This window comes from Gordonia desulfuricans NBRC 100010 (genome assembly GCF_001485495.1).
In the GTDB taxonomy this organism is placed as follows: Bacteria; Actinomycetota; Actinomycetes; order Mycobacteriales; family Mycobacteriaceae; genus Gordonia; species Gordonia desulfuricans.
The window spans coordinates 1-25,832 of record NZ_BCNF01000029.1 but is presented as its reverse complement, the minus strand read 5'-3'; the positions used below and the strand labels follow the sequence as shown (position 1 = coordinate 25,832).

Sequence of the window (25,832 nt, the reverse complement as noted above, 5' to 3'; positions counted from 1 at the left end):
TCTCCGCAGCCGACGTCGGGTGGCGAGCACGTCAGAGGTGGTCGGGTTGGCGAGCCCGGCCGGCGGAGGTTTCGACACGAACCACTGGGGGAGGCCTACACCCAGCCGTCGCTGGGTCGGCCGACCCAGCCGTCGCTGGGTCGGCCGGCCCAGTTGGCGAGTCGCTCGGTGGGGCCGGCCTGGGGGCGCGGAGTGACCACCGCGGCGAACGGGACCTGGTCGTCGGCACGGATCTCGGCCGGGATGAACCTCTGGGCGATCTCGATCGTCGTGGCGACGACCTCGGGATCGGCCTCGGGGTTCTGTCCGGTGGCGACCGCGAGATCCCATCCGTGGACCAGGGATTCGTTGACATATCCCCACAGCGCACCGGCACCCGGGACCGTACCCCAGGGAACGGTGACCGGAGCGGCGAGTTTGGCGTCGTCGGCCCACAGCTCGATGGCCTCGGCGACGGTGGCGGCGTAGGTGTCGACGTCGAAGACATCGGCGACGGGGTGAACGGCGAAGACGTCGGCACCCGACCCCAGCGCGACGGCCCGTCGGGCGGTGCCGATCAGGTGCGAGGCGAGTGTTCGGACGTCGAACTCGGTGCATGGGGTGCGGTTGTCCCACTGGTCGGATCGGACCGCCGACCACAGATCGGTCACCCACGACGTGGCGGCGGCATACGCCGGACGCGGATCGGCAGGTGCGGTGGACGCAGGAGGAGTAGGTGCAGTAGGAGCAGGAGTAGAGGACGCAGTGGTTCCTGGCTGGGTCATGGGTCTGTCCTTTACAGGCGAATCCGCGGGCATCTCCCGCGCTGAACACCACTCAACGCCCCATACATGACACCTTCTGTCATGTTTTCCCGGACAATCGACACCATGCGGGCCGAACGTCTGTTGTCGCTGCTCATGCTGCTCAAGGTGCACGAGCGGATGACCGCAACCCAGATCGCCGACGAACTCGGGGTGTCGGTGCGCACCGTCCTGCGGGACATCGACTCCTTGTCGTTGTCGGGAATCCCGGTCTATGCCGAACGCGGCCGCGCCGGTGGCTTCGCCCTGCTCCCCGGATACCGGACGGACCTCACCGGTCTGACCGCCGACGAGGCGACCTCGCTGCTGGCCGGAACGGGCCGGCTGGACAGCCCGGCCTTCGCCGCGGCGCTACGCAAGGTCGCGGCCGCACTTCCGGAGGCGCATCGAGCGCAGGCCGTTCGCTCGGCGCAGCGCGTCCTGGTCCGCCCCGAAGGTTTCGTCCGGTCGCCCCAGAATCTTGATGCCCTCGGTCCCGTACAGCAGGCGGTCTTCGACGGCCGGCGCATCCGCATCCGGTATCGCCGCCCCGACCAGGCCTCGTCGCACGAGCGAATCCTCGACCCGGTGGGACTCATCGTCGCCGGCGACATCTGGTATCTGGTCGCCAACACCGCCGGTGAGGAACGGCTCTACCGGATCTCGCGGATGAGTGTGGTGGAGATCCTCGACCAGCCGGCCCGCCGCGATCCCGACGTCGACCTCGCCGAGATCTGGGAACGACGACGCCGCGAGTTCCGGGGACTCTTCGAATCCGTGGATGTGGTGGTGCGCTGTGCGGCCGAGGATGTCGTCGGATTCGAGCCGAGTGCGCAGGTGGGTGCCATCGGCGAGCCCGACGAGGACGGACGTGTCCGGGTGACGCTCGGCTTCGGCGACCGGCGGATGGCCGTGAAAGTCCTGTGGATGGGGCTGATCGAACGCGACTTCCAGGTGCTCGCACCGGACTGGATCCGCGAGGCGATACGACGAAAGGCGGAGGGCATCGTCGTGGGGCATGATGCCCGGAGTGGTCAGGGGTGAATCGTCACAACTGGCTAACAGCGGTTGCCAGGATTTCCTGGTCGCCACCGACTCGGATAAGCTCGGATGGGCTGTTACACGTGTGACTTAAGGGGCTAATGGTGCGTACGGGATGGAAGCGGACCGTTGCGACGGCGGCGGCTGCGGTCGTCGTCGGATCTGCGCTGACCGGTGTCGGCGTCGCGGCGGCTGATCCGACAACGACCCCCGAGGCTCCGACGACAGGCACCGCGGCAGTGGATCCGACCAACCCGGCCAATCCCGCGCCGATGAACTCGTCGAAGATCGAGACGCTGGTCCGCGACTCCGCGCAGCAGACCACCGCGATCGTCTACTCCGCGGCGATGAACAAGCTCATCCCGGTCACCGTCCTGCGTCCCAAGGACACCAGCACACCCGCACCCACGCTGTACCTGCTCAACGGTGCCGGCGGCGGTGAGGACTCGGCGACATGGGCGGCCAAGACCACCTACCAGCAGTTCTTCGCCGATAAGCACGTCAACGTGGTGACCCCGATCGGTGGTGCGTACTCGTACTACACCGATTGGCAGAAGGACGATCCGGTACTCGGCCGCAACAAGTGGACGACCTTCCTGACCAAGGAACTCCCGCCGCTGATCGACAAGGAATTCGACACCACCGGCGTCAATTCGATCGCCGGGATCTCGATGGCGGGGACGTCGGTGCTCAACCTGGCGATCTCGGCACCCGGGCTGTACCGCTCGGTGGCCGCCTACTCCGGATGTGCCCGCACCAGTGATCCGCTGGGCCTGGCCTACATCCGCATGGTGGTCGGCGACCGCGGCCGCGGTGACATCGCCAACATGTGGGGCACTCCGGGCGGTCCGGGCTGGAAGGCCAACGATCCCTACATCAACGCCGAGAAGCTCAAGGGCACCAAGGTCTACATGACCAGCGGCACCGGCCTGCCGGGCCCCAACGACCAGCTCAACGCACCGCTGATCGACGGTGACCCGCTGACCCTGGGCAACCAGATCGTGCTCGGCGGCATCATCGAGGCCGCGGTCAACCAGTGCACGGTCCAGATGACGCAGCGGATGAACGAACTCGGCGTCCAGAACAAGGTGATGTTGCGACCCACCGGTACCCACTCGTGGGCGTACTGGGAGCAGGATCTCCACGACACCTGGCCGCTGATCGCCGCGGACCTGAAGAAGACGGGCGACCAGAACTAGGCCGGAACCAGACGCCGCACCCGGCTCCGGTCGGGCATCGGCCGAGACGGACGAACCCCGGAACCTGTGATCAGGGTCCGGGGTTCGGTGTTTCGGTGTCAGGCCCCAGTAGGCACTGACTCAGTAGGCGCTGTCTCAGTAGGCCATGAACAGGATCTCGTCACGCGAGTAGTCGTGTCCGGGGTGGTTGTCGGCGAGGTGTTTCTGGACCTTCTCGACGAGCTGGTCCTCGTCCTCGCCGCGGAGCATCTCGCCACAGGGGCAGGTCAGTCGGGTTTTCATGACGCGACCCTATCTTTCAGCAGCAGCCGAACGGTCAGTTCGAGACGATTGGTCACATCGGTTGCCGAGGCGCGTCGGGTCAGCCACTGCACCAGGTTCGACATCCACACGTCGGCGAGCACGCGGGCGATCGCGAGATCGTCGGCCGTGGGTTCACCGTCGTCGACGATCGCGCCGGCGAACAGCCGGTCGATGATCCCGGCGACCTGGTCGACCTCGGCGGTGGCCGAGGCGTCGGCGAACATGAACGCCCGGGTCATGGCCTCGGTGAGCAGCGGGTCCCGCTGCATCGAGAAGGTGATCATGTCCAGCACATGCCGCAGTCGTTCGATCGCGTTGTCGCCGCGCAACTGCGACCGGTCGACGCGTGATTCCACGCGGCCGAGTTCACGGGCGAGGGCGGTCACCAGCAGGTGCACCTTGGACGGGAAGTAGCGATACAGGGTGCCGACGGCGACGTCGGCCTTCTCCGCGACCGTGCGCATCTGCACCGCGTCGTAGCCACCCTTGGATGCGAGGCTGAGGGTCGCGTCGAGGATTCGACGACGACGGTCACGTTGTGCCGCAGACCCGGACTCGGTGGTGGCCGGGGTCGCGCCGGAGCGCGAATCGGCGGTGTCCGTGGCGGTTACGGCATTGTCAGATGCTGCCATGAGCTCTCAGGCATCCTCACATCGTCGGGGGACAGGTCGGGTACCGCTCACGCGGCCCTCATGGCATATTAGAACAGGTTCTAGTTCTTGGTCACCCCAACGACACAGAGGAATCCCGTGACTCTCGCCACGTCCCCCGAACAGACCGCCGTCTGCGCGGCCATCTCGGCCTGGTCGGCGAAGGCCGGCACCGCCGACTCTGCCCGCTCCCACCTCGACAAACCCGACGATCAATGGCGCGGCCTGTTCCCGCAGATCGCCGATCTCGGACTGTTCGCGGCAATTTTACCGGAGTCCGATGGCGGGATCGGCGCGTCGTTCGCCGACGTCGCGGCCATGGTCGAGCAATGCGGACGGGAACTGGTCCCGGGGCCGATCGTCGAGACCGTCGCCCTGGCCGTGGCGCTCTCGAGGATCGCCGATCCGCGGCGGGATGAACTGGTCGCCGCGGTCGCCGAGGGCGCGGTACCCGGTGTGGTTCCGGCGCGAATCCGTGCCGGTCGTGGCGCCTTCGCCGTGGTCGAGGGCGCGGTGGACCTGGGTTGGGTGCCCGGCGCCGCCGACGACGCGGCGATCCTGGTGCCACTGGCCTTCGACGGCGGCCATGCCCGCTGGCGGATCGTCCGGGCCGGTGCCGGGGTCCGCGAGGTCACCGCCGAGGCCGTCGTCGACGGCGCCGGACCGGTCTCCACGGTGCGGCTGATCGGTCTCGCCGAGGACGATGTGATCGATTGTGGTGCAGAAGGGTTCGACGTCCTGATCCGCGGTGTGCTGTCGGCGGGACTGGCCGCCCGGCAGTCCGGGGTGTGCCGCTGGGCGCTGGACACCGCCGTCGACTACGCCAAGGTGCGCACCCAGTTCGGTGTGCCGATCGGATCGTTCCAGGCGATCAAGCACATCTGCGCCGACATGCTGTGCCGCACCGAACAGGTCGAGGCCGTCGCCTGGGACGTCGCCCGCGCGGTCGACGACGCGATCGCCGGCGATCTCGAGAACCCTGCTGCCGGTGAGCAACTCGCCCTCGCCGCGGCGGCTGCGGAGGTCCTCGTCGCCGATCTGCCGGTCGCGGTGACCAAGGACTGCGTGCAGGTCCTCGGCGGGATCGGCTTCACCTTCGAGCACGACGCACACCTGTACCTGCGATCGGCCCTCGCCGCCCGGTCGCTGCTCGGACAGGGCGCGCACGCCCGGCGCGCCACCGCCTGCGACGGGATCGCCGGGCGTCGCCGACAGTTCGAGGTCGATCTGTCGGCGGTGGAGGATCGCCGCGCCGACATCCGTGCCCAAGCCGAAAAGATCGCCACGGCAGCAGAATCCGACCGGCGTGGTCTGCTCGCGGTGAGCGGGCTGCTCATGCCGCACTGGCCGGCGCCGCACGGGCTCGGCGCCGACCCGGCCCTGCAACTGCTGATCGACGCCGAACTCGATCGGGTCGGCGTCACCCGCCCGGACCTGGTGATCGGGGCATGGGCCATCCCGACCGTCCTCGAACACGGCACCGACGGGCAACGGGAACGGTTCGTCGCGCCGACGCTGCTCGGCGACATCGTGTGGTGCCAGCTGTTCAGCGAGCCCGAGGCCGGCTCCGACCTGGCATCGCTGCGCACCCGCGCCACCCGTGTCGACGGCGGCTGGACCCTGTCCGGACAGAAGATCTGGACGTCCCAGGCGCACAACGCGCAGTGGGGGATCTGCCTGGCCCGCACCGACGCCGATGCCCCGAAGCACAAGGGCATCACCTACTTCCTGATCGACATGTCGGCGCCGGGTATCGACATCCGGCCGCTGCGTGAACTCACCGGCAAGGCCAACTTCAACGAGGTCTTTCTCGACGACGTCTTCGTGCCGGACGCCGACGTGGTGGGGCCGATCGGCGGCGGATGGCGGCTGGCCCGCACCACCCTTGCCAACGAGCGGGTCGCGATGGGCGGCTCCGGTCTCGGCAAGGAGATGGACGCGCTGCTGACCCAGGTCGCCGGCCTCGGCCGGGAACTCACCGACGCCGAGCTCGGCGGGGTGGGGCGGCTGGTCGCCGACGCCCATGTCGGTCGCGTCCTCGACGCCCGGGCGGTCATCCGTCGCCTCGCCGGGCACGATCCCGGCGCCCTGTCGAGCGTTCGCAAGCTGATCGGCGTCGCCCATCGGCAGTCGGTTCCCGACTTCGCCCTCGACCTGCTCGGTGTGGACGGTCTGACGGCCGGTCCGGTCGCCGAGCTCGTCCTGCAGAACCGGTGCCTGTCGATCGCCGGCGGCACCACCCAGATCCTGCGTACCGCCGCGGCTGAACACATTCTCGGTCTGCCGCGTTCCTGACCGGTCACCGGCTGGCAACTGTGGCCGGAACCCCCTGATCATCCCCTAAAACCGACATGGGTACCGTCATGTCTGCTACAACTAGAACAGGTTCTATTTCCAGTGAGGAGGCGCAGGTGGACTTTGCGCTCGACGCGGAGGCCGTCGCCGTCGGCGACGTGGCCGCGGACGTGTTCTCCCGGCATCAGTCGCAGTGGGAGTCGAAGTTCGGCCGAGAGGCCAGAGACCCCGATCCCGCGGCCGTACCCGGAGGCTTCGACGACGTTCTCTGGCAGGCGCTCGGCGCCGCCGGACTGACCTCGCTCGCGTTGCCCGCGGCACTCGGCGGCGACGACCTCGGTGTGCTCGCCGTCCTGCCGCTGCTGCGGCGGATGGGCGAGTCGGCCGGGGTGGCCCCGGTCATCGGATCGCTGACCTCGGCGCTGGTCCTGGCGGCAGTCGGCGCCGACCCCGCAGACCGGCAGACCGCTGGTCCGCGGGACCGGTGGGCCCGCACCCTCACCGGCGGGGCCTGGCATGCGATCGCCCTCGGCGAGGTCGGTGACCCGCTCACCGCCACGCCGCGCACCACCCTCGCCGACGGCACGCTCACCGGCACCAAGACCGGCGTGCTGCACGCCGACGGGGCCACCGCCTTCCTGGTCGCCGCCGACGCCGGGGTGGTGGCCGTGGCCGCCGACGCCCCCGGCATCACCCTCACCCGGACCACCACCTCGAGCGGGTGGGGCGAGTTCACCGTCACCTTCGACGCCGTGCCCGTCGCCGCCGACGACCTGCTCACCACGGACCTGTCCGTGCTGCGGGATCGCTACCGGATCGCCCTGTGCGCCTATGCCGACGGCCTGGTCGCCGGGGCCACCCGACTCACCGCAGACCACGTCTGCACCCGCGAACAGTTCGGCAAGCCGATCGCCCTGTTCCAGGCGGTCGGGCAGCAACTCGCCGACATCTACGTGATCGGCCGGTCGATGACCCTGGCCACCACGGCCGCGGCCTGGCGTATCTCCGAAGGCCTTGACGCACAGCAGGATCTGGGAATCGGCACCTACTGGCTGGCCGCCGAGATCCCTGCCACCCTGCGCACCATGACCCACCTGCACGGCGGTGTCGGCGTGGATCTGACCTACCCGCTGCACCGGTACTTCTCGATCGCCAAGGACCTCGCCCGCCTGGCCGGTGGCGGGCAGACGCGCCTCGACGAGCTCGCCGCAGGCGGTCACCCCACGACGGACGTAGCGGGAGCCGCCTGATGTTCATCGACCTGACCCCCGACCAGCAGGCACTCAAGGCCCAGCTGCGCGAGTACTTCGCCTCCCTGATCGGCGCCGACGACGCCCGCACCATGCTCACCGAGCGGCACGGGCCCACCTACCGCCGGGTGATCAAGCAGATGGGGACCGACGGCTGGCTCGGCGTCGGCTGGCCGAAGGAGTACGGCGGCAAGGGTTTCGGTGAGATCGAACAGCAGATCTTCACCAACGAGGCGGTCCGCGCCGACGTCCCGCTGCCCGCGGTCACACTGCAGACCGTCGGCCCCACCCTGCAGGTCCACGGCACCGCCGCGCAGAAGGATCGGTTCCTGCCCCGAATCCTCTCCGGCGACGTACATTTCGCGATCGGCTACACCGAGCCGGACGCCGGCACCGACCTCGCCTCGCTGAGCACCACCGCCGTCCGCGAGGGCGACCACTACGTCGTCAACGGGCAGAAGATCTTCACCACCGGCGGCCACGACGCCGACTACATCTGGCTCGCCGTCCGCACCGACAAGGACGCCCCGAAGCACAAGGGGATCTCGATCCTCATCGTCGACACCACCGATCCCGGGTTCTCCTGGACCCCGATCATCACCGCCGACGGCGCCCATCACGTCAACGCCACCTACTACAACGACGTCAAGGTGCCGGTCGACATGCTGGTCGGGGAGGAGGGTGGCGGCTGGAAGCTGATCACCACCCAGCTCAACCACGAGCGCGTCATGCTCGGACCGGCCGGGCGCATCGAGGGCCTGGCCGCACGCGTACGGGACTGGGCGCACCGCCCGGGCGTCGACGGCACCCCCATCGCCGACCAACCCGACGTCCGGCGCGCGCTGGCCCAGATCGACGCCTATGCCCGCATCAACGAACTGCTCAACTGGCAGGTCGCCGCCACCGGTGAGGCCATCTCGATGGCCGACGCCGCCGCGACCAAGGTCTTCGCCACCGAACGGCTGCAGTCGGTGTGCCGGATGATCGACGAGATCGTCGGCCGCCACGGCGATTTCACCGACCCCGACACCGCGGCGCTGGTCGACTGGTTGGATGTGCAGCAGAAACGCAACGTCGTCATCACCTTCGGTGGTGGCGTCAACGAGGTGATGCGCGACATGATCGCCACCGCCGGACTGGGATTGCCGAGGGCCAAACGATGACATCGGTTGCAGCGCAGCCCGTCCACACGCCGGAACAGATCCGTGCCGCCGCCGGCCAGATCAAGGCCGACGGCCCCAGCGCGCCGGTCACCGGCCGCGACCCGGTCAATCGTCCGATGATCAACAACTGGGTCGAGGCGATGGGCGACACCAATCCGATCTACGCCGACGCCGACGCCGCGCGGGCCGCCGGTCACCCCGGCATCGTCGCGCCCCCGGCGATGGCCCAGGTGTGGACCATGCGCGGACTCCACGGGGTCCGCACCGCCGACGACCCGCTCGGCCGGGCCACCGAACTGTTCGACGCCGCCGGTTACACCTCGGTGGTCGCCACCAACTGCGACACCACCTATCACCGCTATGTCGAGGTGGGCGAGGAGGTGGAGCTCAGCGCCGAACTGGTCGACGTCGCCGGACCCAAGACCACCGCCCTGGGCGAGGGCTGGTTCTTCACCACCCGCAACACCTGGTCGGTCGGCGACGAGGTGGTCGCCGAGATGGACTTCCGCATCCTCAAGTTCCGCCCGGCCGCCGACACCCACACCGACTCAGACACCGACGGCATCACGGTGGCCGATGTGCCGGAGGATCTCGACCCGTCGACCATGTTGCGCCCCAGCGTGTCCCGCGACACCGAGTTCTTCTGGGACGGTGTCGCCGCACACGAACTGCGCATCCAGCAGCGGGCCGACGGCAGCCTCGGCCATCCGCCGGTGCCGGCCACCTGGAAGCCCCGGGCCGGCGACGGCACCGTGCCGGCCACCGACTACGTCGTCGCCGCCGGCACGGGCACCGTGTTCAGCTACATCGTGCACCGCGCCCCCAAGGTGCCCGGCCGGCAACTGCCGTTCGTCGTCGCCCTCGTCGAACTCGACGAGGGAGTGCGGATGCTCGGTGAGCTCCGCGGCGTCAGACCGGACGATGTGCGGATCGGAATGGCCGTGCGCGCAACCTATCTCGACTTCCCCGCCGACGATCGTGGAGCGGCCTGGACGCTCTACGCGTGGGAACCCCAGGAAGGACCGGCATGACCATCGAGGCCACCTCCGCGCCGGTCACCGGGGATGCGGTGTCCGTGGGTGACACGCTGCCCCCGCTGACCATCGAGGCCACCCCCACCTTCATCGTGTCCACCGCCCTGGCCACCCGCGACTTCCAGGACGTCCACCACGACCGGGATCTGGCCCAGGCCAAGGGATCGGCGGACATCTTCGTCAACATCCTCACCGACACCGGGCTGGTGCAACGCTTCGTCACCGACTGGGCCGGACCGTCCGCCCGGATCGGATCGATCCGACTCAAGCTCGGTGTGCCCTGGTACGCCTACGACGCCGTCACCTTCACCGGTGAGGTCACCGCACGTGACGGCGATCAGGTGACCGTCGCGGTCACCGGTACCAATTCGCTGGGCAAGCACGTGATCTCGACGGTCACCCTCACCCTCGGCCAGAAAGGCGGGCACTGATGGGCACCCTGTCGGGCAAGGCGGCGATCGCCGGGATCGGCGCCACCGAGTTCTCCAAGGATTCCGGCCGCAGCGAGCTGCGGCTCGCCGCCGAGGCGGTGAACGCCGCGATCGCCGACGCCGGTCTCACCCCGGCCGACGTCGACGGCCTGGTCAGCTTCACCATGGACACCAACGCCGAGATCGCCGTCGCCCGCGCGGTGGGGATCAAGGAGATGACCTACTTCTCCCGCATCCACTACGGCGGCGGCGCGGCCTGCGCCACCGTGCAGCAGGCCGCGATGGCCGTCGCGACCGGGGTCGCCGACGTCGTCGTCGCCTATCGTGCCTTCAACGAACGCTCGGGATTGCGCTTCGGACAGGTCAATTCGGCGGTCGCCAACCAGGAGAACTCCTCGGGCACCGACAACGCCTTCTCCTACCCGCACGGCCTGTCCACGCCGGCGGCGTTCGTCGCGATGATCGCGCAACGCTACATGCACGACTACGGCGCCACCAGTGCCGATTTCGGGCAGATCGCGGTGGTCGACCGCAAGCATGCGGCGGTCAACCCGCATGCCTTCTTCTACGGCAAGCCGATCACCCTCGACGACCACCAGTCCTCGCGCTACATCGCCGAACCACTGCACCTGCTCGACTGCTGCCAGGAATCCGACGGGGGTGTGGCGATCGTGGTGGTGTCGGCGGAGAAGGCCAGAGACCTCCCGCATCGCCCGGCGGTGATCGCCGGTGCCGCGGCGGGCAGTGCCCAGGACCAGTTCATCATGACCAGCTACTACCGTGACGATCTCGCGGCCCTGCCCGAGATGGGGCTGGTCGGTCGTCAGCTGTGGAAGCAGTCGGGACTGCGACCCGAGGACATGGACGCCGCGATCCTCTACGATCACTTCACCCCGTACACCTTGCTGCAACTGGAGGAGCTCGGCTTCTGCGGACGCGGTGAGGCAAAGGATTTCGTCGCCGAACCCGGCGCACTCGAGGTGGGTGGCCGCCTGCCGCTCAACACCCACGGCGGACAGCTCGGCGAGGCATACATCCACGGTATGAACGGCATCGCCGAGGCCGTTCGCCAGCTCCGTGGCGACTCGGTGAACCAGGTTCCCGAGGCCGCCCGCGTGGTGGTGACCGCCGGCACCGGCGTCCCCACCAGCGGTCTGGTGCTGACCGCACCCTGAACCGCCCACACCCACACCACTTCCCCTCCTCCGACCGCAGATCCCATCAGCCCCTTCCCGATTCCACCTCAGACACTTCCCATCTCCGACATTCGAGGCCCCGAGGAGTTCGACCAATGAGCCCAGAATCCGCCGCCGAGACCAAGTTCAACCTGGCCGATGTGTTCGAGACCGTCGCCGACGCCGTCCCCGATCGCATCGCACTGAGCTACGAGGGCCGCCAGATCAGCTACCCGGAACTGGACCGTCTGGCCAACCGCGTCGCACATCTGCTGCTGGACAACGGCATCGGTGCCGCCGACCACGTCTCGCTGTTCCTCAAGAACAGCGTCGAGCACGTCACCAGCCTGCTCGGCGTACTCAAGATGCGTGCGGTGCCGGTCAACGTCAACTACCGCTACACCGATCCGGAACTGCAGTACATCTTCGACAACTCCGACTCGCGCGGCATCATCGTGGAACTGCCCGAGCATCAGCGCAGCGTCGCCGCCCTGATGGGGGAACTCCCCGAACTGCGCACCGTGTTCGTCATCGGTGACATCGTCGACGAACTGTCCGCCGCCGCAGCCGATCTCCCCGACGGACGCCGGGTGGCGATCGTGCCGTTCGCCGAGGAGGCCGGCAAGTCCGAGGCACGCGACTTCGAGCCGCGAACCGGCGACGAGCTGTATCTGATCTACACCGGCGGCACCACCGGCTACCCGAAGGGGGTCATGTGGCGCCACGACGACTTCTTCCGCAAGCCCATCTCCGGTGGCAACCCGTACGGCGACCCGCGCAAGGATCTCGCCGAGATCGGCACCGCGGTCAAGGATTTCCCGTCCATCGCATTCCTGCTGGCCGCCCCGCTGATGCACGGCGCCGCGTCGTACTCGCTGTTCACCTTCTTCACCCTCGGTGGCCGGCTGGTGCTGATGCGCGACTTCGACCCGTCCGGTATCGCCGGTCTCATCGGGCCCGAACAGGTGCAGATCGTGCTCATCGTCGGCGACGCCATGGGGATGCCGCTGGTGGAGGAGATGGAGCGCCGCAAGGACGAGATCGACCTGTCGTCGCTGTTCTCGGTGACCTCCGGCGGCGCGATCTGGTCGCACCACAACCGGGAACGGTTCCTCGCACTCAAACCGGACCTGATGTTGCGCGACAACTTCGGGGCCTCGGAGTCGGGCAACGACGGCGAGATCATGATGGACGACAACGGCAACCTCACCGTCCCGCCGACCGATCGCATGATGGTCGTCGACGAGCGGCTCACCCCGATCGAGCCCGGATCGGGCGACGTCGGCTACATCGCGCGCATCGGCAACGTGCCGCTCGGCTACTACAAGGACGAGGAGAAGTCGGCGCGCACCTTCCCGACCCTGCCCGACGGCCGGCGGATCTCGATCCTCGGCGACATGGGCACGGTGGAGGCCGACGGCACCATCGTCTTCCTCGGCCGCGGCTCGCAGTGCATCAACACCGGTGGCGAGAAGGTGTACGCCGAGGAGGTCGAGGCCGTCCTGCACGCCCACCCGGCGATCGCCGACGCCCTCGTGGTTCCGGTACCCGACGACCGGTACGGCCAGCGGGTGGCCGCGGTCGCCCGGATCGCCGACGGAATGACCGAGCCCTCGATCGACGACATCCAGGCGTTCTGCCGGGAATCGCTTGCCGGATACAAGGTTCCGCGCACCGTCGTGTTCGTGGAGGAGGTCAAGCGCACCCCGGCCGGCAAGGCCGACTACCGCTGGGCCAAGTCCACCGCGGCATCGGCCGAACAGCCCACACCGGCCTGAACCGGCCGGCACGTCAACCCAGAACCCGCAGCCCCGCCCACAATGCGACGACGGCCGCCACCAGTGTCGGTGGCACCGTCACGGTCCCGAGCAACAGGAACCGCCGCGTGGTCGGGGCTGCGGTGTGCCGGTGCATGAGGTCGCGCCACAACAGGTTGGCGAGGGACCCGAAGTAGCCGAGGTTGGGGCCGATGTTCACCCCGAGCAGCATCGCCAGGGCCAGCCCCGGTTCGTGGGCCACCATCGGCAGCAACAGCAGCGTCGCGGGCAGGTTGTTGAGCAGGTTCGCGATCACCGCGGCCAGTGCGGCCACGGCCAGCAGCGCCCACAGCTGCGTGCCGGACGGGATCAGGGTGGCGATCGCGTCACCGATGGGGCCCAGCCGGATCGGCAGGATGATCACACCGAGGGCGGCGACGAAGGCGAGGAACCCGATGTTCGCCGCCCGCACCACGCGCACCGTCGTCGACAACGGGGTGCGACGCATCAGCGGTGCGACCATCACGACCGCACCGATCGCGGCCACCACCGCCAGCGGCACGCCGAGCGGCTCGGCGACGACGAACCCGACCAGGATCAGCCCCAATGCGATCAGTGTGCCGATCGGGGGGCGGCGGACGGTGCCGGCGGTGTCGGCCGGGCGGTCGGCGTCGCGGGGAGGGCGCAGCTGGTCGGCGAAGAACCACCGGAACAGCAGGTACTCCACCACGATCGCGGCCACCCACGGTCCGGCCATCAGCCCGGCGAATCCCAGGAATCCGAGGCCGGTGGCCGAGAACGCCAGCAGATTGGTCAGATTGGAGACGGGAAGCAACGTCGAGGCGCTGTTGGCCAGATGTGCGGTGGCCGCCCCGACCGGCGTGACCCGGGCGCCGATCCGGCGGGCGGTGGCCACCGCGACCGGGGTGAGCAGGACGATCGTCGTGTCGATCGACAGCACGGCGGTGGTCACGGCCGCCGCCGCGAACACCAGTCCGAGCAGACGTGTCGGCGATCCCCGGCTGGATCGGGCGAGGACGGCGCCGATCCAGGCGAACACCCCGGTCCGGGCACACACCTCGGCGATCACCAGCATCGCGGCGAGGAATCCGATGGTGGGGCCGATGAACTCGAGCTCGGTGCCGATCTGCCCCCACGAGACCACCCCGAGCACTGCCAGCAGCACGGCCGCCGGGACGGCGACGACGGCGGCCGGAATCCGGGTGGCCCACACCGCGACCCCGATCACCGCCACCAGCGCGCACACCGCGAGGACGGTGCCGAGAACGCTGTCGGCGGTCAGCACCGCCGTTCCCCGGACAGCGAAACCCCGGACAGCGAAACCCCGGACAGCGAAACCCCGGACAGCGAAACCCCGGACGGCGAAACCCCGGACGGCGAAACCCCGGACAGTGAAACCCCGGGCAGGGCAATGCCACTCGGAACGACACCGGGCAGGGGATCAGCAAGCATGGGGGGTCATCGCTTCAGTCCGGCTGTGACGCGGGGGTCCGCTCGGGTTCCGGATCGGGCTGCGGGTCATCGGTGTGCCGGTCGTCGGGATCGGTCGCGTCGGGGTCGGTCTCACCGGGGTCGGGGTGGGTCTCGCCGATGAAGGCCTCGAGGGTGACCACCTGACGCGGGGAGATCACCGTGATCGCCACCGAGCCGACGAGCAACACGGCACCGAGCACCACGCAGGCCTGGTTCATCGGGTCGACGAAGGCATTCCGGGCGCCCTCCAGGATCTGGTCGCCGAGGGCCCCGGGCAGCCGTCGGGCGACCTCGGTGGCCTCGGCCAGCGATCGGGTGATCCGGTCGGCGGCGTCGCCGGCCTGCGCGATGATCATCTGGCCGCCCGCGGTGTCACCGGCGGCGATCTGTTGCTCCCCGGCGGCGGTGAGCTGTTCGCGGGCGGCGTCGGCGGTGGAACCGATCCGGTGCGCGTATCCGGCGGCGAGGAGGCTGCCGGCCAGGGCGATGCCGATCGCGGCGCCGATCTCGCGGGCGGTGTCGTTGACCGCCGACCCCACGCCCTGATTGTCCAGGGGTGTGTTGGACATGATCGCGGTGGTCGACGGTGCGGTCGACAGGCCGATACCGATCGCACACACCGCGAGCATCCATGCCAGCGTCCAGTAGGTGTCGTAGTCGATCAGCCCGATCAGCAGCAATCCGACACCGGCGATGAAGATGCCGCCGCCGAGGACGAAGCGCAGCGAGTCGAACCGCACCGCGATCCAGTTGCCCAGCAGTGCGAACACACTCACCCCGAGCACCATCGGCATCAGTGCGAACGCCGAACCGAGCGGGGAGTAGCCGAACACCAGCTGCAGACGCTGCAGCAGCAGATAGAACGCGCCGAAGGAGGCGAAGAACTGGAGTGCGACGGCCAGCGACCCGGCACCGAAGGCCCGGTTGGTGAACAGCCGGACGTCGAGCAGTTTGTTGTCGAGACGCAGTTCGACGACGCAGAACACCGCGGCGAGCAGCAGGCCGCCGATCAGGGTGATGAGCACCAGGGCGTCGTCCCAGCCGCGGTGCGGGGCCTCGAGCAGGCCGAAGACCACGCCGGCGATCGCCAGGATGGAGATGATCGACCCGATGAAGTCGAACCGTTTCGGGTGCTGATCGCGCGAGGTGCCGATGGTCAGGCACAGCAGTGCACTGACCACCGCCGACACCGCGAAGGTGATGAAGATCGAATGCCACGAGAAGAACTCGAGGAGGATGCCGGAGACGAAGAACCCGGCGATGGCGCCCGCACCGGCGATCGCGGCCCAGATGCTGATGCCGAGGCTGCGTTTGTCTTCGGGCACACCGGAGGTGATCAGCGACAACGTCGTCGGCATGATGAATGCGGCGCCGATGCCGGCGATGATCCGGGTGATGATCAGCTGGGTGGGGTCGACCGCCCAGATCGCCACGAGTGAGCCGATCGCGAAGACGACGAGCCCGGCGATCAGCAGTTCACGGCGGCCGAAGCGGTCACCGATCGCGCCGGCCGGCAACAGCATCGCGGCCAGCGCGAGGGTGTAGCCGTCGGCGATCCAGGTCATCTGGCCGGTGTCGGCGTTGAGGTCGATCGCGATGTCGGCGAGGGCGGTGTTGAGTGCGGCCATCGCCGCGACCACCATGCTCACCGACGCACAGGCGATGAGGATCAGCCACGCCGAGCGGAGGTCGACGGCCTTGAGTCGCTGGATCATTGTCTTCTGCCCCACTGTTCGATTGCCCCCGGTTCGCACATGCGTCCATTCCACAGCCCGTGCAGGCGAAATACGACACGCGAGCCGGAGAGCGAGACACCACGCGCAACGTGTGACACATTTATCACTGGAGTCACAAACCTGGGATGCACGATAGTCATCCGCGGGTCCCGGCCAAGCGAAAGTGGGAGATCATGGCCGCACCGGTTGCCTCTTCACAATCCACCGACACCCAGACCGTGCGTCTGCACATCTGGCGCGTCCTGACGATGCTGGTCGCACTGATCGGCGTGGTCTTGACGCTGGTCCTGATCGTCGTCACCGCAGCCTGAGAAACGGCTCGCCGCGCCGCCCCGCCGGGGTGTTCCCGACGGTGACGACGCGGCGAGTGGGTCACGCGTTCTTCTCGATGGCTGCGCCGACGGCGGGCAGTGCGTCGGCGACATAGCCCTTCGCCTTGCCGCGCAGCGAGCCGTAGGCCCTGGCCAGGGGTGCCTTGGCGTTCTCGGCCTGCGCGTCGGTCACCGCGAGCAGTGCCTCGGCGGCGGCGTCGGAGTCGGCGGCCAGATGATCACCGAATGCGGTGCCCGCGGGCTTGGCATCCCAGAACGGCTGCAGCGCGGCGACGAAGTCCGGCAGCATCATGTTGGTGGCCTTGGCGACGATGTCGGGCTTGACCTTCTGGGCCGTCGCGTAGGCGGCCTTGACCGCGGCGCCACCGAGACCCTTCTGCGCCGAGACCTGGCCGTCGATCACCCCCACGAGGTCGTCGACCACGGCCGCGCGGTTGGTGTCGAGCAAGGACTGCAGCGAATCACTCATCAAGGTTCTCCTCGTCGGTGACGGATTCCGGTCGGATGGCGATCACCTGATGTGACCGATCCCAGAGCAGGATAGTCGGCCCGACCGAGATTGCCGGTCAGCCGCGGACGAGGACCACATTGCCCAGCGCCGGGGCATCCTGACGGTCGGCGACGGTGGCGGTGGTCAGCAGCCGATCGCCCTCGTCCCAGATGGCGACGGTGAGTGTCTCGCCGGGAAAGACGACGCCGGCGAAGGTCGCCGAGAAGTCGGCCACCGCGGTGACGTCACCGCCGAGTACGGCGTCGACGACGGCGCGGCACACCGTCCCGTAGGTGCACAGGCCGTGCAGGATCGGCCGGTCGAAGCCGGCCTTCGCGGCGAACTCCGGGCTCGAGTGCAGCGGATTGCGGTCACCGCACAGTCGGTACAGCAGAGCCTGATTCGGCAGGGTCGGCACCGAGATCCGGTGGTCGGGGGTGCGGTCGGGGTAGGTCACCCTGGTCGACGACCCGCGCTCACCGCCGAAGCCGCCCTCGCCCTTGGCGAAGATCGACGAGCGCGCGGTCCACAGCGGCAGGCCGTCCTCGCCGGTGGCGACCTTCTCCTGCACGATCACCGCCGCCGATCCCTTGTCCTGGATCTCGGCGATGGTGGTGCGCACGGTGGCCTTTCCCGACGCGGGGATCGGGCGGTGCGGGGTGATCTGCTGGCTGCCGTGGACCACCTTGGCCAGGTCGATCTCGATGCCGGGGAAGCTCACCTTGGGGGCCTCGACGGCGTGGAAGGACTCGGCGACGGTGGTGAAGGTGGGCAGCACCTTGGGGTCCGCGTCGTCGACGTAGGCCAGACCCGCGGAGTCGAGCGGGTCGGCCGCCGCGCCCACCGCGAGGTGATAGAGCGCCACATCCGACGCCGACCACGCGAACGACACCTCGGGCAGTTCGGCACCGAGCGCCACGGACAGGTCGATCGGCATGCTCAGTTCTCCTTGTTCGGTCCGGATGTGCCGGTCGCCGAGGCTGTTTCGGCGTCGGCGGGCGAGGCGCAGTCGAGTGCGGCGAGATAGCCGAAGACGATCGCCGGGCCGATGGTGGCGCCGGGGCCGGCGTAGGTGTGACCCATCACCGGAGCGCTGGTGTTGCCCGCGGCGTAGAGGCCGTCGATCACCGAACCGTCGGCGCGCAGCGCGCGGGCGTGCGAGTCGGTGTCGATGCCGCCCTTGGTGCCGAGATCGCCGGGCACCATCTTGACCGCGTAGAACGGGGCCTTGTCGACCGCGCCGAGGCTCGGATTGGGCTTGTTGGTGATGTCGCCGTAGTAGTGGTCGTATCCGCTGGTGCCGCGACCGAAGTCCTCGTCGACGCCGGCACGGGCGAAGCCGTTGAAACGATCGGTGGTGGTACGCAACGCATCTGCGGGTACACCGATCTTCTCGGCCAGCGCCTCGAGGGTGGCGGCCTTGACCACCACGCCGGATTCGAACCACTTCTTGGGCAGGGGCTGGCGCGCGTTGACACCGGCGAACAGGTAGCGGTTGCGGCAGCGCTGGTCGAACACCATCCAGGCCGGGACGTTGGCGCCGGGGCCGTCGCCCTGACCGAACTCGCCGCCGTACATGTGGTGTACCGCTTCGACATACGGCAGCGATTCGTTCATGAATCGTTCGCCGCGCTCGTTGACCATGAAGGTTCCCGGGACCGCACGCTCGGACAGCGCGAACCAGGGGCCACGGGGCAGCGGGATGGTGGGACCCCACCAGGCGTCGTCCATCAACGACACCGTGGCGCCGATCTTGAGTCCGGCATTGATGCCGTCACCGGTGTTCGAGGGTGCGCCGGTGGTCCAGTCCGAGCCGATCGGCGCGCGCTGGTACTTCTTGCGCATCTCGACGTTGTGCTCGAATCCGCCGCAGGCGAGGATCACGCCACGGTCGGCGCGCATCTCGATCCGGGTGCCCTCGTGCTCGGCGATCACGCCGACGACGCGGTCGCTCTCGGTGATCAGATCGACCAGACCGGTCGAGAGCTTCAGCGGCACACCGGCCTTGCGCACACCGAGCAGCAGTTCGGCGGCCAGTGCCGCACCCATCGCGATGAGCTTCTTGCCGCGTGAGCGCGCCCAGAAGAACCGGCCGCCCACCTTGGCCATCCGCAGCGGGCCGCGCCAGTGTCGCAGTCCGGTGTTGAGCCAGCGGTAGTCCGACTGCAGCACAACCATGTTCAGCGGTGCCTTGGTGTACTGGGGGTGCAGGGTGTCGAGGTCGGCGCCGAGGGCGCGGGCGTCGAAGGGCTTGGGTTCCACGCTGCGTCCGCCGAGGCGTCCGCCGGGTGCCTCCGGATAGTAGTCGGAGTAGTTCTTGACCCATTCGAGTTCCAGCGGGGCGTGGGCCATCAGGAAGTCGAGGGCCTCGGCGCCGCGGTCGATGTAGGTGTCGATCTTCTCGGCCGGGGCATGGTCACCGATGATCGCGTGCACGTACTGGCGGGCGAGTTCGCGGTCGTCGGGGACGCCGTCGCGCTGCAGGACGGAGTTGCCGGGAATCCAGACACCGCCGCCGGAGCGGGAGGTGGAGCCGCCCCAGTACGGGGACTTCTCGATGATCACCGTGCGCAACCCCTGCGCGGCGGCGGTGATGGCGGCGGACAGGCCCGCGGCACCGGCGCCGACGACGATGACGTCGTAGCTCTCGGTCATGAATGGTCCCTTCGTGTGCCACTGGTGGAACGTGTTCTCATTCAGAATTAGAACACGTTGCAGAAACGGTGCGCCAGTGGGTACGACTAGATGGTGCGCGCGCCGGGACGAGTGCGCGCGAGCCTCGAGAGGAATGCGGCATGCGAGAACTGCGTGAGTACGGTGCCTGGGCGGTCATCGCCGGTGGGTCGGAGGGTGTGGGGGCATGCTTCGCCCACCGGCTCGCCGACGCCGGGGTCAACCTGGTCTTGATCGCCCGCAAGCCGGGCCCGCTGGCACAGGTGCAGGCCGAGGTACAGGCGAAGGGGGTGCAGGTGCGCACCCTGGCCGTCGACCTCGCCGCACCCGGCTCGGTGGGACAGATCGTCGAGGCAACCGCCGGCCTCGATGTCGGCATGCTGATCTACAACGCGGGCGCCAACAGCCACGGCGGGGAGTTCGTCGACGGTGATCTCGACGGCTTCCGGACGGTGCTCGACCTCAACGTGTCCACCCCGCTGGCGCTGGTCCATCACTTCGGGGCGGCGATGAAGGAGTCGGGTCGGGGAGCGATCGTGCTGGTCGGGTCGATGAACGGATACCTCGGCGCGGTGGGGCAGAGTGTGTACGCGGCGTCCAAGGCGTTCGGCCGGATCTTCGCCGAGTCGCTGTGGCTGGAGCTGCGCGAACACGGTGTCGACGTACTGGAGCTGGTCCTCGGGGTGACCCGCACCCCGGCGATGGAGCGGGCCGGACTGAACCTCGACATCCCCGGCATGATCGTGAGCGAGCCCGACGACGTCGCCGCGGAGGGGCTCGCGCATCTGGCAGACGGCCCGGTGTGGGTGGTCGGCGAGAACGCCGGACACGTCGAGGCCCGCAACGGTGCCGATCGCGCCACCATCGTGCTGCGCGCACACGAGATGATGCGTCGGCTCGTCCCCCGCGCGGATGCGTCGCGATGAGTTCGCCACCGCCGAAGGTGGGGGTGGCGTCCCCGATCGTCACCCGCTATCCGGGAGCGCACGGCGAGTGGGAGTCCGGCGCCGGGATCGCCGAACTCGCCGCGATCGCCGCCGACGCCGATGCGCTCGGCTACGACTTCCTCACCTGCAGTGAACATGTCGCGGTGCCGGTGGAGGTGGCCCGCGAGCGCGGCGGCACCTACTGGGATCCGTTGTCGACCTTCGGGTTTCTCGCCGCCCGCACCCGCCGGATCGGGCTGGTCACCCAGGTGCTGGTGCTCGGCTATCACCACCCGCTCGAGATCGCCAAACGCTACGGGACCCTCGATGAGATCAGCGGGGGCCGCGTCACGCTCGGGGTGGGGGTCGGATCGCTGCGCGAGGAGTTCGACCTGCTCGGCGCCTCCTTCGACGACCGCGGTGCCCGCGCCGACGACGCGATGCGCGCACTGCGGTCATCACTCGGCCGGAACGTGGTGGAGTTCCACGGCCGATCCCACGACTACGTCGACATGGTGGTCGATCCCTGTGCCGCGCACCCGATTCCGCTCTGGGTGGGGGGACGGACGCGACGCTCGCTCCGGCGTGCCGTCGAACTGGGCGACGGGTGGCTGCCGTTCGCACTCGGTGGCCGGGAACTGGCCGCGATGCTCGGCGAGTTCGATCTGCCCGCCGGCTTCGACGTCGTCCTCGCCGTCGGCGGGCTCGATCCGATCGGTGAGCCGGACCGGGTCCGCGACCGGATCGGCCGCCTCGGTGAGGTCGGCGCGACCCGGGTCGTCGCCGGGTTCACCGCCGATTCGGTCGACCACTATCGCGAGCAGCTCGCCGCGCTCGCCGACATGTACGCGCTGGAGGCGATGACACCATGACCGACGATCTCGTCGCACGTCTTGCGGCACTGGAGAATCGACTGCAGTCACTCGAGGACGAGCGGGCCATCCGTGACCTGATCGCCTCGTACGGCCCCCTCGTCGACGACGGCGACGCCGCCGCCGTCGCCGACCTGTGGACACCCGACGGTGTCTACGACGTCGACGGCTGGTTCATGGACGGGCAGGGCGCGATCGCCGACATGGTGAACTCCCGTGCGCACCAGGGGATCGTCGCGACCGGATGTGCACACGTGCTCGGGCCGGTACACATCCGGCTCGACGGCGACACCGCGGTCGCCGTCGGATACTCGCTGCTCGTGGTGCGCGACGACAAGCGATTCCTCGTCGCCCGGGCCACCGCCCACCGCTGGGAGCTGGCCCGGACCGACACCGGCTGGCGTGCGCAACGCCGGACCAGCCGGGCACTCGACGGCAACCCGGAAGCACATGCACTGGCGGCGGAAGTGATCCGTGAGTCCCGTTGGTGAGTTCGGCCGTCGGAGGTTTCGACTCGTCTCGTCGCTTCGCTCCTCGTCGGCTCAACCATCTACGGCCGGTGGCTGTTTGGGTGAGAATCTCCGGTTGATGATTGAGCCGGGACCGAGCCGGAAGGGCTAGGACCCGTGTCGAAATCTCTGCAGCGTGGGCTGGGTGGTGACGACGTCGGAGGTGGTCACGTTGGCGAGTTTGGCCGTCGGAGTTTTCGACTCGTCTCGTCGCTTCGCTCCTCGTCGGCTCAACCATCAACGGACTGTTGCTGATTGGGGTGGTCACGTTGGCGACTTCGGCTGTCTGGGGTTTCGACTCGTCTCGTCGCTTCGCTCCTCGTCGGCTCAACCATCAACGGCCGGTGGCTGTTTGGGTGAGAATCTCCGGTTGATGATTGAGCCGGGACCGAGCCGGATGGGCGAGGACCCGTGTCGAAATCCCCGCAGCGTGCATCGGGTCGTAACCGCGTTGGAGGTGGTCACGCCGGCAAGTTTGGCCGCACTGAGTACGACGGGGGCATACCCTCTCACGGTAGACAGACTGGTCGTTCTGGCAACTCTACGCCGAGTGTCCGCCGGGCGCCGGGACTCGGCCCGGGGCGGCGGCGCTGCTGCCTCGCCGGGGACCCGTGACCAAAACTGGAACGTGTTCTAAACTAGAACACGTTCACACTTTGGAGAGCGAGGACAATGTGGCCGTCGACCAGGTAGTTCGGGCGCAGATCGCCCAGGATCTGTGGGATGCGGAGAGGTCGGCGTCGGCGATCGGTCGGCCGTCGGATGTGTATGCGGGTCTGGATGTGGTGGATGCGTATGAGATCCAGTTGATCAATGTTCGTCGGCGGTTGGGTGCGGGGGCGTCGGTGGCCGGTCACAAGGTGGGTCTGGCGTCGGAGGCGATGCAGAAGATGATGGGGGTCGATGAGCCGGATTATGGTCATCTGCTCGATGAGATGCGGTTTTTCGAGTCGGTGCCGGTGGATTCGTCGCGGTTGTGTTTTCCGCGGGTGGAGGTGGAGGTGGGGTTTGTGTTGGGGGCGGATCTGCCGGGGGCGGGGTGTACGAATGCGGATGTGGTGGAGGCGGTGGAGTGGGTGGTGCCGGCGATCGAGTTGATCGATTCGCGGATTCGGGATTGGGAGATCACGTTGTGCGACACGATTGCGGATAATGCGTCGTCGTGTGGGTGGGTGTTGGGGGAGGGTCGGGTCCCGATCGGTGAGATCGCGGTGGCTGATGTGGATGCGGTGTTGCACCGTAACGGTGAGGTCGTGGCGGAGGGGAATTCGTCGGCGGTGTTGGGGGATCCGTTGACGGCGGTGGCGTGGTTGGCGCGGAAGGTGGAGGGTTTCGGGGTGCGGTTGCGTGCGGGTGATGTGGTGTTGCCGGGGACGGCGACGCGGGCGATCGATGTGGTGGCGGGGGATCGTTTCGTGGCGGAGTTCGCGGGGTTGGGTTCGGTTTCCCTCGACTTCATCTGACCATCTGCGCCGACCAAGAGACGGCGAATTCATATGACCGACAACAAAATTCTGGACTTTCACTTCTAGGAGGTGGCCCGTGGCGGCATTGACTGCAGCGATCATCGGATCGGGCAACATCGGTACCGATCTGATGTACAAGTTGGAGCGTTCGGAGGTGATCGAACCCCGCTGGATGGTGGGGATCGACGCCGACTCCGAAGGCATGAAACGTGCGGCCGACCACGGCCTGATCACGATGAGCGGCGGCGCCGACGAACTGCTCGCGTCGTCGGAACGTCCGGACCTGATCTTCGAGGCCACCTCGGCCTACGTACACCGTGAGTACGCACCGAAGTACGAGGCGGCCGGGATCGTGGCGATCGACCTCACCCCGGCGGCCGTCGGTCCCGCGGTGGTCCCGCCGGCCAATCTGCGCGAGCACCTCGACGCGCCCAACACCAACATGATCACCTGTGGTGGTCAGGCGACCATCCCGATGGTCCACGCGGTGAGCTCGGTGGTCCCGGTGCCCTACGCGGAGATCGTGGCGTCGGTGGCGTCGGTCTCGGCCGGACCGGGTACCCGCGCCAACATCGACGAGTTCACCCGCACCACGTCGAAGGGCATCGAGACCATCGGTGGGGCCACCCGCGGCAAGGCGATCATCATCCTCAACCCGGCCGACCCGCCGATGATCATGCGCGACACCATTTTCTGCGCGATCCCCGACGATGCCGACACCGATGCGATCGCCGAATCGATCCACAAGCGGGAGAAAGAGATCCAGTCGTACGTACCCGGCTATCGGCTGTTACAGGACCCCCAGTTCGACCCGCCGAGCGTCCTCAACGGCGGACACGCACGCGTGTCGATCTTCGTCGAGGTGGAGGGTGCGGGCGACTTCCTGCCGCCCTATGCCGGCAACCTCGACATCATGACCGCCGCGGCCACCAAGGTGGGCGAGGAGATCGCCAAGCAGAAGATGGGAGCGAGCGCATGAGCACAGACCTGATGGCCGACGCGCGTAAGTATTCCGACACCCTCGACATCCGGATCACCGACTCGTCGCTGCGCGACGGTAGTCACCACAAGCGCCACCAGTTCACCGAGGAGGAGGTGCGCTCCATCGTCGGCGCGCTCGACGACGCCGGTGTCCCGGTGATCGAGGTGACCCACGGTGACGGACTCGGCGGGTCGTCGTTCAACTACGGTTTCTCCAAAACACCTGAGCAACAGCTCATCAAGGCGGCAGCAGAGACCGCCAAACGGGCCAAGATCGCGTTCCTGATGCTGCCCGGTCTGGGTACCAAGGACGACATCCGCGCCGCCCAGGACAACGGCGGCCAGATCTGCCGGATCGCCACGCACTGCACCGAGGCCGACGTGTCGATCCAGCACTTCGGACTCGCCCGCGACCTGGGACTCGAGACCGTCGGTTTCCTGATGATGAGCCACTCGCAGCCGCCGGAGGTGCTCGCGCAGCAGGCCCGGATCATGGCCGACGCCGGATGCCAGTGTGTCTACGTCGTCGACTCGGCCGGAGCGCTCGTGCTCGAGGACGTCACCGTGCGCGTGCAGGCCGTCGTCGCCGAACTCGGTGACGACGCGCAGGTCGGCTTCCACGGACACGAGAATCTCGATATCGCCGTGGCCAATTCGATCAACGCGATCCGGGCCGGTGCCCAGCAGATCGACGGGTCCATCCGACGCTTCGGTGCCGGGGCCGGCAACACACCCACCGAGGCCTTCGTCGGTGTCTGCGACAAACTCGGCATCACCACCGGCGTCGACTTCATGAAGATCGCCGACGCCGCACAGGATGTGGTCCGTCCGGCCATGCCGAGCGAATGCCTCGTCGACCGTTCGGCGATGATGATGGGCTACGCCGGTTGCTATTCGAGCTTCCTCAAGCACGCCGAGGGACATGCCGAACGCTACGGGGTCTCCGCCGCGGAGATCCTGATCGAGGCAGGCAACCGCAAGCTCGTCGGCGGACAGGAAGACCAGCTCATCGACATCGCACTCGAGCTCAAGAAGAAGGCCGACGCGAACGCCGGAGTCTGAGTTCCCATCACACCGATCACGGCCACGGCCGGTTGATGATCGAGCTGGAGCGACTTCGCTGATTGAGCCGGGACCGAGCCGGAAAGGTGAGGACCCGTGTCGAAATCTGGTGAGTCGACGATGTCGGTGACCACCTCTGAGGTGGTTGCGTTGGCGAGTTCGGCTGTCTGAGGTTTCGACTCGACTTGTCGACGGCCGGTTGATGATTGAG

At 68.2% G+C, this 25,832-nt stretch carries 25 protein-coding genes; 16 read left to right on the top strand and 9 right to left on the bottom strand.

What is annotated here, in order from left to right:
• Nucleotides 1–95: 95 nt before the first annotated feature.
• A complete protein-coding gene (locus GD1_RS04795; protein ID WP_083533857.1) occupies nucleotides 96–764 on the bottom strand; it encodes a TIGR03086 family metal-binding protein in 669 nt (222 codons plus the stop codon).
• A gap of 105 nt (nucleotides 765–869) precedes the next feature.
• Here GD1_RS04795 and GD1_RS04790 point away from each other — a divergent pair, with 105 nt between their 5' ends.
• Entirely contained in the window at nucleotides 870–1,826 is a 957-nt protein-coding gene (locus GD1_RS04790; protein WP_059036024.1) for a helix-turn-helix transcriptional regulator, read from the top strand.
• A 98-nt stretch (nucleotides 1,827–1,924) separates the two neighbouring features.
• Nucleotides 1,925–3,022: an alpha/beta hydrolase gene (locus GD1_RS04785; protein ID WP_020793002.1), complete on the top strand. Its 1,098-nt coding sequence runs from the start codon at nucleotides 1,925–1,927 to the stop codon at nucleotides 3,020–3,022.
• 135 nt (nucleotides 3,023–3,157) lie between these two features.
• Here GD1_RS04785 and GD1_RS24145 read toward each other — a convergent pair whose 3' ends face one another.
• Nucleotides 3,158–3,304, bottom strand: a complete 147-nt coding sequence (locus GD1_RS24145; protein WP_082366090.1) for a DUF1059 domain-containing protein — start codon at nucleotides 3,302–3,304, stop codon at nucleotides 3,158–3,160.
• Nucleotides 3,301–3,957, bottom strand: coding sequence for a cholesterol catabolism transcriptional regulator KstR (gene kstR, locus GD1_RS04780; protein WP_020793003.1), 657 nt, complete (start codon nucleotides 3,955–3,957; stop codon nucleotides 3,301–3,303). The genes GD1_RS24145 and kstR overlap by 4 nt, the downstream gene beginning before the upstream one ends.
• 117 nt (nucleotides 3,958–4,074) lie before the next feature.
• On the opposite strand from kstR, the gene GD1_RS04775 reads away from it, so the two are divergent.
• The 7 genes from GD1_RS04775 to GD1_RS04745 all read left to right on the top strand — a co-directional run bounded on the left by GD1_RS04775 (nucleotide 4,075) and on the right by GD1_RS04745 (nucleotide 13,101).
• Nucleotides 4,075–6,270: an acyl-CoA dehydrogenase family protein gene (locus tag GD1_RS04775; protein ID WP_059036022.1), complete on the top strand. Its 2,196-nt coding sequence runs from the start codon at nucleotides 4,075–4,077 to the stop codon at nucleotides 6,268–6,270.
• Between the two features lie 116 nt (nucleotides 6,271–6,386).
• Complete coding sequence (locus GD1_RS04770; RefSeq protein ID WP_059036020.1) at nucleotides 6,387–7,520, top strand: acyl-CoA dehydrogenase family protein; 1,134 nt, start codon at nucleotides 6,387–6,389, stop codon at nucleotides 7,518–7,520.
• Entirely contained in the window at nucleotides 7,520–8,683 is a 1,164-nt protein-coding gene (locus GD1_RS04765) for an acyl-CoA dehydrogenase family protein (protein WP_059036018.1), read from the top strand. Before GD1_RS04770 ends, GD1_RS04765 begins: the two co-directional genes overlap by 1 nt.
• A complete protein-coding gene (locus GD1_RS04760; protein ID WP_059036016.1) occupies nucleotides 8,680–9,714 on the top strand; it encodes a bifunctional MaoC family dehydratase N-terminal/OB-fold nucleic acid binding domain-containing protein in 1,035 nt (344 codons plus the stop codon). Before GD1_RS04765 ends, GD1_RS04760 begins: the two co-directional genes overlap by 4 nt.
• Nucleotides 9,711–10,148 (top strand): MaoC family dehydratase, encoded by a 438-nt coding sequence (locus GD1_RS04755; RefSeq protein ID WP_020792900.1) that lies wholly within the window; start codon nucleotides 9,711–9,713, stop codon nucleotides 10,146–10,148. Before GD1_RS04760 ends, GD1_RS04755 begins: the two co-directional genes overlap by 4 nt.
• On the top strand, nucleotides 10,148–11,323 hold the full coding sequence (locus tag GD1_RS04750) for a lipid-transfer protein (protein ID WP_053778529.1): 1,176 nt from the start codon (nucleotides 10,148–10,150) through the stop codon (nucleotides 11,321–11,323). The genes GD1_RS04755 and GD1_RS04750 overlap by 1 nt, the downstream gene beginning before the upstream one ends.
• A gap of 116 nt (nucleotides 11,324–11,439) precedes the next feature.
• Nucleotides 11,440–13,101 (top strand): AMP-binding protein, encoded by a 1,662-nt coding sequence (locus GD1_RS04745; RefSeq protein ID WP_059036014.1) that lies wholly within the window; start codon nucleotides 11,440–11,442, stop codon nucleotides 13,099–13,101.
• Nucleotides 13,102–13,114: 13 nt separating this feature from the next.
• Here GD1_RS04745 and GD1_RS04740 read toward each other — a convergent pair whose 3' ends face one another.
• From GD1_RS04740 to GD1_RS04735, 3 genes are read right to left on the bottom strand one after another with little or no spacing between them, the layout of a single operon-like run.
• Complete coding sequence (locus GD1_RS04740) at nucleotides 13,115–14,386, bottom strand: SLC13 family permease (RefSeq protein WP_059036013.1); 1,272 nt, start codon at nucleotides 14,384–14,386, stop codon at nucleotides 13,115–13,117.
• Complete coding sequence (locus GD1_RS25730; RefSeq protein WP_162128878.1) at nucleotides 14,380–14,553, bottom strand: pentapeptide repeat-containing protein; 174 nt, start codon at nucleotides 14,551–14,553, stop codon at nucleotides 14,380–14,382. The genes GD1_RS04740 and GD1_RS25730 overlap by 7 nt, the downstream gene beginning before the upstream one ends.
• A gap of 14 nt (nucleotides 14,554–14,567) precedes the next feature.
• Nucleotides 14,568–16,289, bottom strand: coding sequence for an MFS transporter (locus GD1_RS04735; RefSeq protein WP_059036011.1), 1,722 nt, complete (start codon nucleotides 16,287–16,289; stop codon nucleotides 14,568–14,570).
• A gap of 146 nt (nucleotides 16,290–16,435) precedes the next feature.
• Between GD1_RS04735 and GD1_RS04730 the strand changes: the two genes are divergently transcribed.
• Nucleotides 16,436–16,621, top strand: a complete 186-nt coding sequence (locus GD1_RS04730; RefSeq protein ID WP_020792837.1) for a hypothetical protein — start codon at nucleotides 16,436–16,438, stop codon at nucleotides 16,619–16,621.
• Nucleotides 16,622–16,682: 61 nt separating this feature from the next.
• On the opposite strand, the gene GD1_RS04725 is transcribed toward GD1_RS04730, so the two are convergent.
• The 3 genes from GD1_RS04725 to kstD all read right to left on the bottom strand — a co-directional run bounded on the left by GD1_RS04725 (nucleotide 16,683) and on the right by kstD (nucleotide 19,787).
• On the bottom strand, nucleotides 16,683–17,111 hold the full coding sequence (locus GD1_RS04725; RefSeq protein ID WP_059036009.1) for a DUF6918 family protein: 429 nt from the start codon (nucleotides 17,109–17,111) through the stop codon (nucleotides 16,683–16,685).
• Nucleotides 17,112–17,208: 97 nt separating this feature from the next.
• Nucleotides 17,209–18,069, bottom strand: coding sequence for an enoyl-CoA hydratase ChsH3 (gene chsH3 / locus GD1_RS04720; protein WP_059036007.1), 861 nt, complete (start codon nucleotides 18,067–18,069; stop codon nucleotides 17,209–17,211).
• A gap of 2 nt (nucleotides 18,070–18,071) precedes the next feature.
• Nucleotides 18,072–19,787: a 3-oxosteroid 1-dehydrogenase gene (gene kstD / locus GD1_RS04715; RefSeq protein ID WP_059036005.1), complete on the bottom strand. Its 1,716-nt coding sequence runs from the start codon at nucleotides 19,785–19,787 to the stop codon at nucleotides 18,072–18,074.
• Nucleotides 19,788–19,927: 140 nt separating this feature from the next.
• Here kstD and GD1_RS04710 point away from each other — a divergent pair, with 140 nt between their 5' ends.
• The 6 genes from GD1_RS04710 to dmpG all read left to right on the top strand — a co-directional run bounded on the left by GD1_RS04710 (nucleotide 19,928) and on the right by dmpG (nucleotide 25,621).
• Nucleotides 19,928–20,731 carry an SDR family NAD(P)-dependent oxidoreductase gene (locus GD1_RS04710; protein ID WP_059036004.1) on the top strand — a complete coding sequence of 268 codons (804 nt, stop codon included), beginning with the start codon at nucleotides 19,928–19,930 and terminating at the stop codon, nucleotides 20,729–20,731.
• Nucleotides 20,728–21,603, top strand: coding sequence for a TIGR03619 family F420-dependent LLM class oxidoreductase (locus tag GD1_RS04705; RefSeq protein ID WP_059036001.1), 876 nt, complete (start codon nucleotides 20,728–20,730; stop codon nucleotides 21,601–21,603). The genes GD1_RS04710 and GD1_RS04705 overlap by 4 nt, the downstream gene beginning before the upstream one ends.
• Nucleotides 21,600–22,094, top strand: coding sequence for a nuclear transport factor 2 family protein (locus GD1_RS04700; RefSeq protein WP_059035999.1), 495 nt, complete (start codon nucleotides 21,600–21,602; stop codon nucleotides 22,092–22,094). The genes GD1_RS04705 and GD1_RS04700 overlap by 4 nt, the downstream gene beginning before the upstream one ends.
• A gap of 692 nt (nucleotides 22,095–22,786) precedes the next feature.
• Entirely contained in the window at nucleotides 22,787–23,575 is a 789-nt protein-coding gene (locus GD1_RS04695; protein ID WP_059035997.1) for a 2-keto-4-pentenoate hydratase, read from the top strand.
• Nucleotides 23,576–23,654: 79 nt separating this feature from the next.
• Nucleotides 23,655–24,557, top strand: a complete 903-nt coding sequence (locus GD1_RS04690; protein WP_020793224.1) for an acetaldehyde dehydrogenase (acetylating) — start codon at nucleotides 23,655–23,657, stop codon at nucleotides 24,555–24,557.
• On the top strand, nucleotides 24,554–25,621 hold the full coding sequence (gene dmpG, locus GD1_RS04685) for a 4-hydroxy-2-oxovalerate aldolase (protein WP_053778615.1): 1,068 nt from the start codon (nucleotides 24,554–24,556) through the stop codon (nucleotides 25,619–25,621). Before GD1_RS04690 ends, dmpG begins: the two co-directional genes overlap by 4 nt.
• Nucleotides 25,622–25,832: the final 211 nt, after the last annotated feature.

Coding starts and splice junctions, on each gene's coding strand:
- GD1_RS04795 (WP_083533857.1), bottom strand. CDS start 764: ATGACCCAGCCAGGAACCACTGCGTCCTCTACTCCTGCTCCTACTGCA.
- GD1_RS04790 (WP_059036024.1), top strand. CDS start 870: ATGCGGGCCGAACGTCTGTTGTCGCTGCTCATGCTGCTCAAGGTGCAC.
- GD1_RS04785 (WP_020793002.1), top strand. CDS start 1,925: ATGGTGCGTACGGGATGGAAGCGGACCGTTGCGACGGCGGCGGCTGCG.
- GD1_RS24145 (WP_082366090.1), bottom strand. CDS start 3,304: ATGAAAACCCGACTGACCTGCCCCTGTGGCGAGATGCTCCGCGGCGAG.
- kstR (WP_020793003.1), bottom strand. CDS start 3,957: ATGGCAGCATCTGACAATGCCGTAACCGCCACGGACACCGCCGATTCG.
- GD1_RS04765 (WP_059036018.1), top strand. CDS start 7,520: ATGTTCATCGACCTGACCCCCGACCAGCAGGCACTCAAGGCCCAGCTG.
- GD1_RS04760 (WP_059036016.1), top strand. CDS start 8,680: ATGACATCGGTTGCAGCGCAGCCCGTCCACACGCCGGAACAGATCCGT.
- GD1_RS04755 (WP_020792900.1), top strand. CDS start 9,711: ATGACCATCGAGGCCACCTCCGCGCCGGTCACCGGGGATGCGGTGTCC.
- GD1_RS04750 (WP_053778529.1), top strand. CDS start 10,148: ATGGGCACCCTGTCGGGCAAGGCGGCGATCGCCGGGATCGGCGCCACC.
- GD1_RS04745 (WP_059036014.1), top strand. CDS start 11,440: ATGAGCCCAGAATCCGCCGCCGAGACCAAGTTCAACCTGGCCGATGTG.
- GD1_RS25730 (WP_162128878.1), bottom strand. CDS start 14,553: ATGCTTGCTGATCCCCTGCCCGGTGTCGTTCCGAGTGGCATTGCCCTG.
- GD1_RS04735 (WP_059036011.1), bottom strand. CDS start 16,289: ATGATCCAGCGACTCAAGGCCGTCGACCTCCGCTCGGCGTGGCTGATC.
- GD1_RS04730 (WP_020792837.1), top strand. CDS start 16,436: ATGCACGATAGTCATCCGCGGGTCCCGGCCAAGCGAAAGTGGGAGATC.
- GD1_RS04725 (WP_059036009.1), bottom strand. CDS start 17,111: ATGAGTGATTCGCTGCAGTCCTTGCTCGACACCAACCGCGCGGCCGTG.
- chsH3 (WP_059036007.1), bottom strand. CDS start 18,069: ATGCCGATCGACCTGTCCGTGGCGCTCGGTGCCGAACTGCCCGAGGTG.
- kstD (WP_059036005.1), bottom strand. CDS start 19,787: ATGACCGAGAGCTACGACGTCATCGTCGTCGGCGCCGGTGCCGCGGGC.
- GD1_RS04710 (WP_059036004.1), top strand. CDS start 19,928: ATGCGAGAACTGCGTGAGTACGGTGCCTGGGCGGTCATCGCCGGTGGG.
- GD1_RS04705 (WP_059036001.1), top strand. CDS start 20,728: ATGAGTTCGCCACCGCCGAAGGTGGGGGTGGCGTCCCCGATCGTCACC.
- GD1_RS04700 (WP_059035999.1), top strand. CDS start 21,600: ATGACCGACGATCTCGTCGCACGTCTTGCGGCACTGGAGAATCGACTG.
- dmpG (WP_053778615.1), top strand. CDS start 24,554: ATGAGCACAGACCTGATGGCCGACGCGCGTAAGTATTCCGACACCCTC.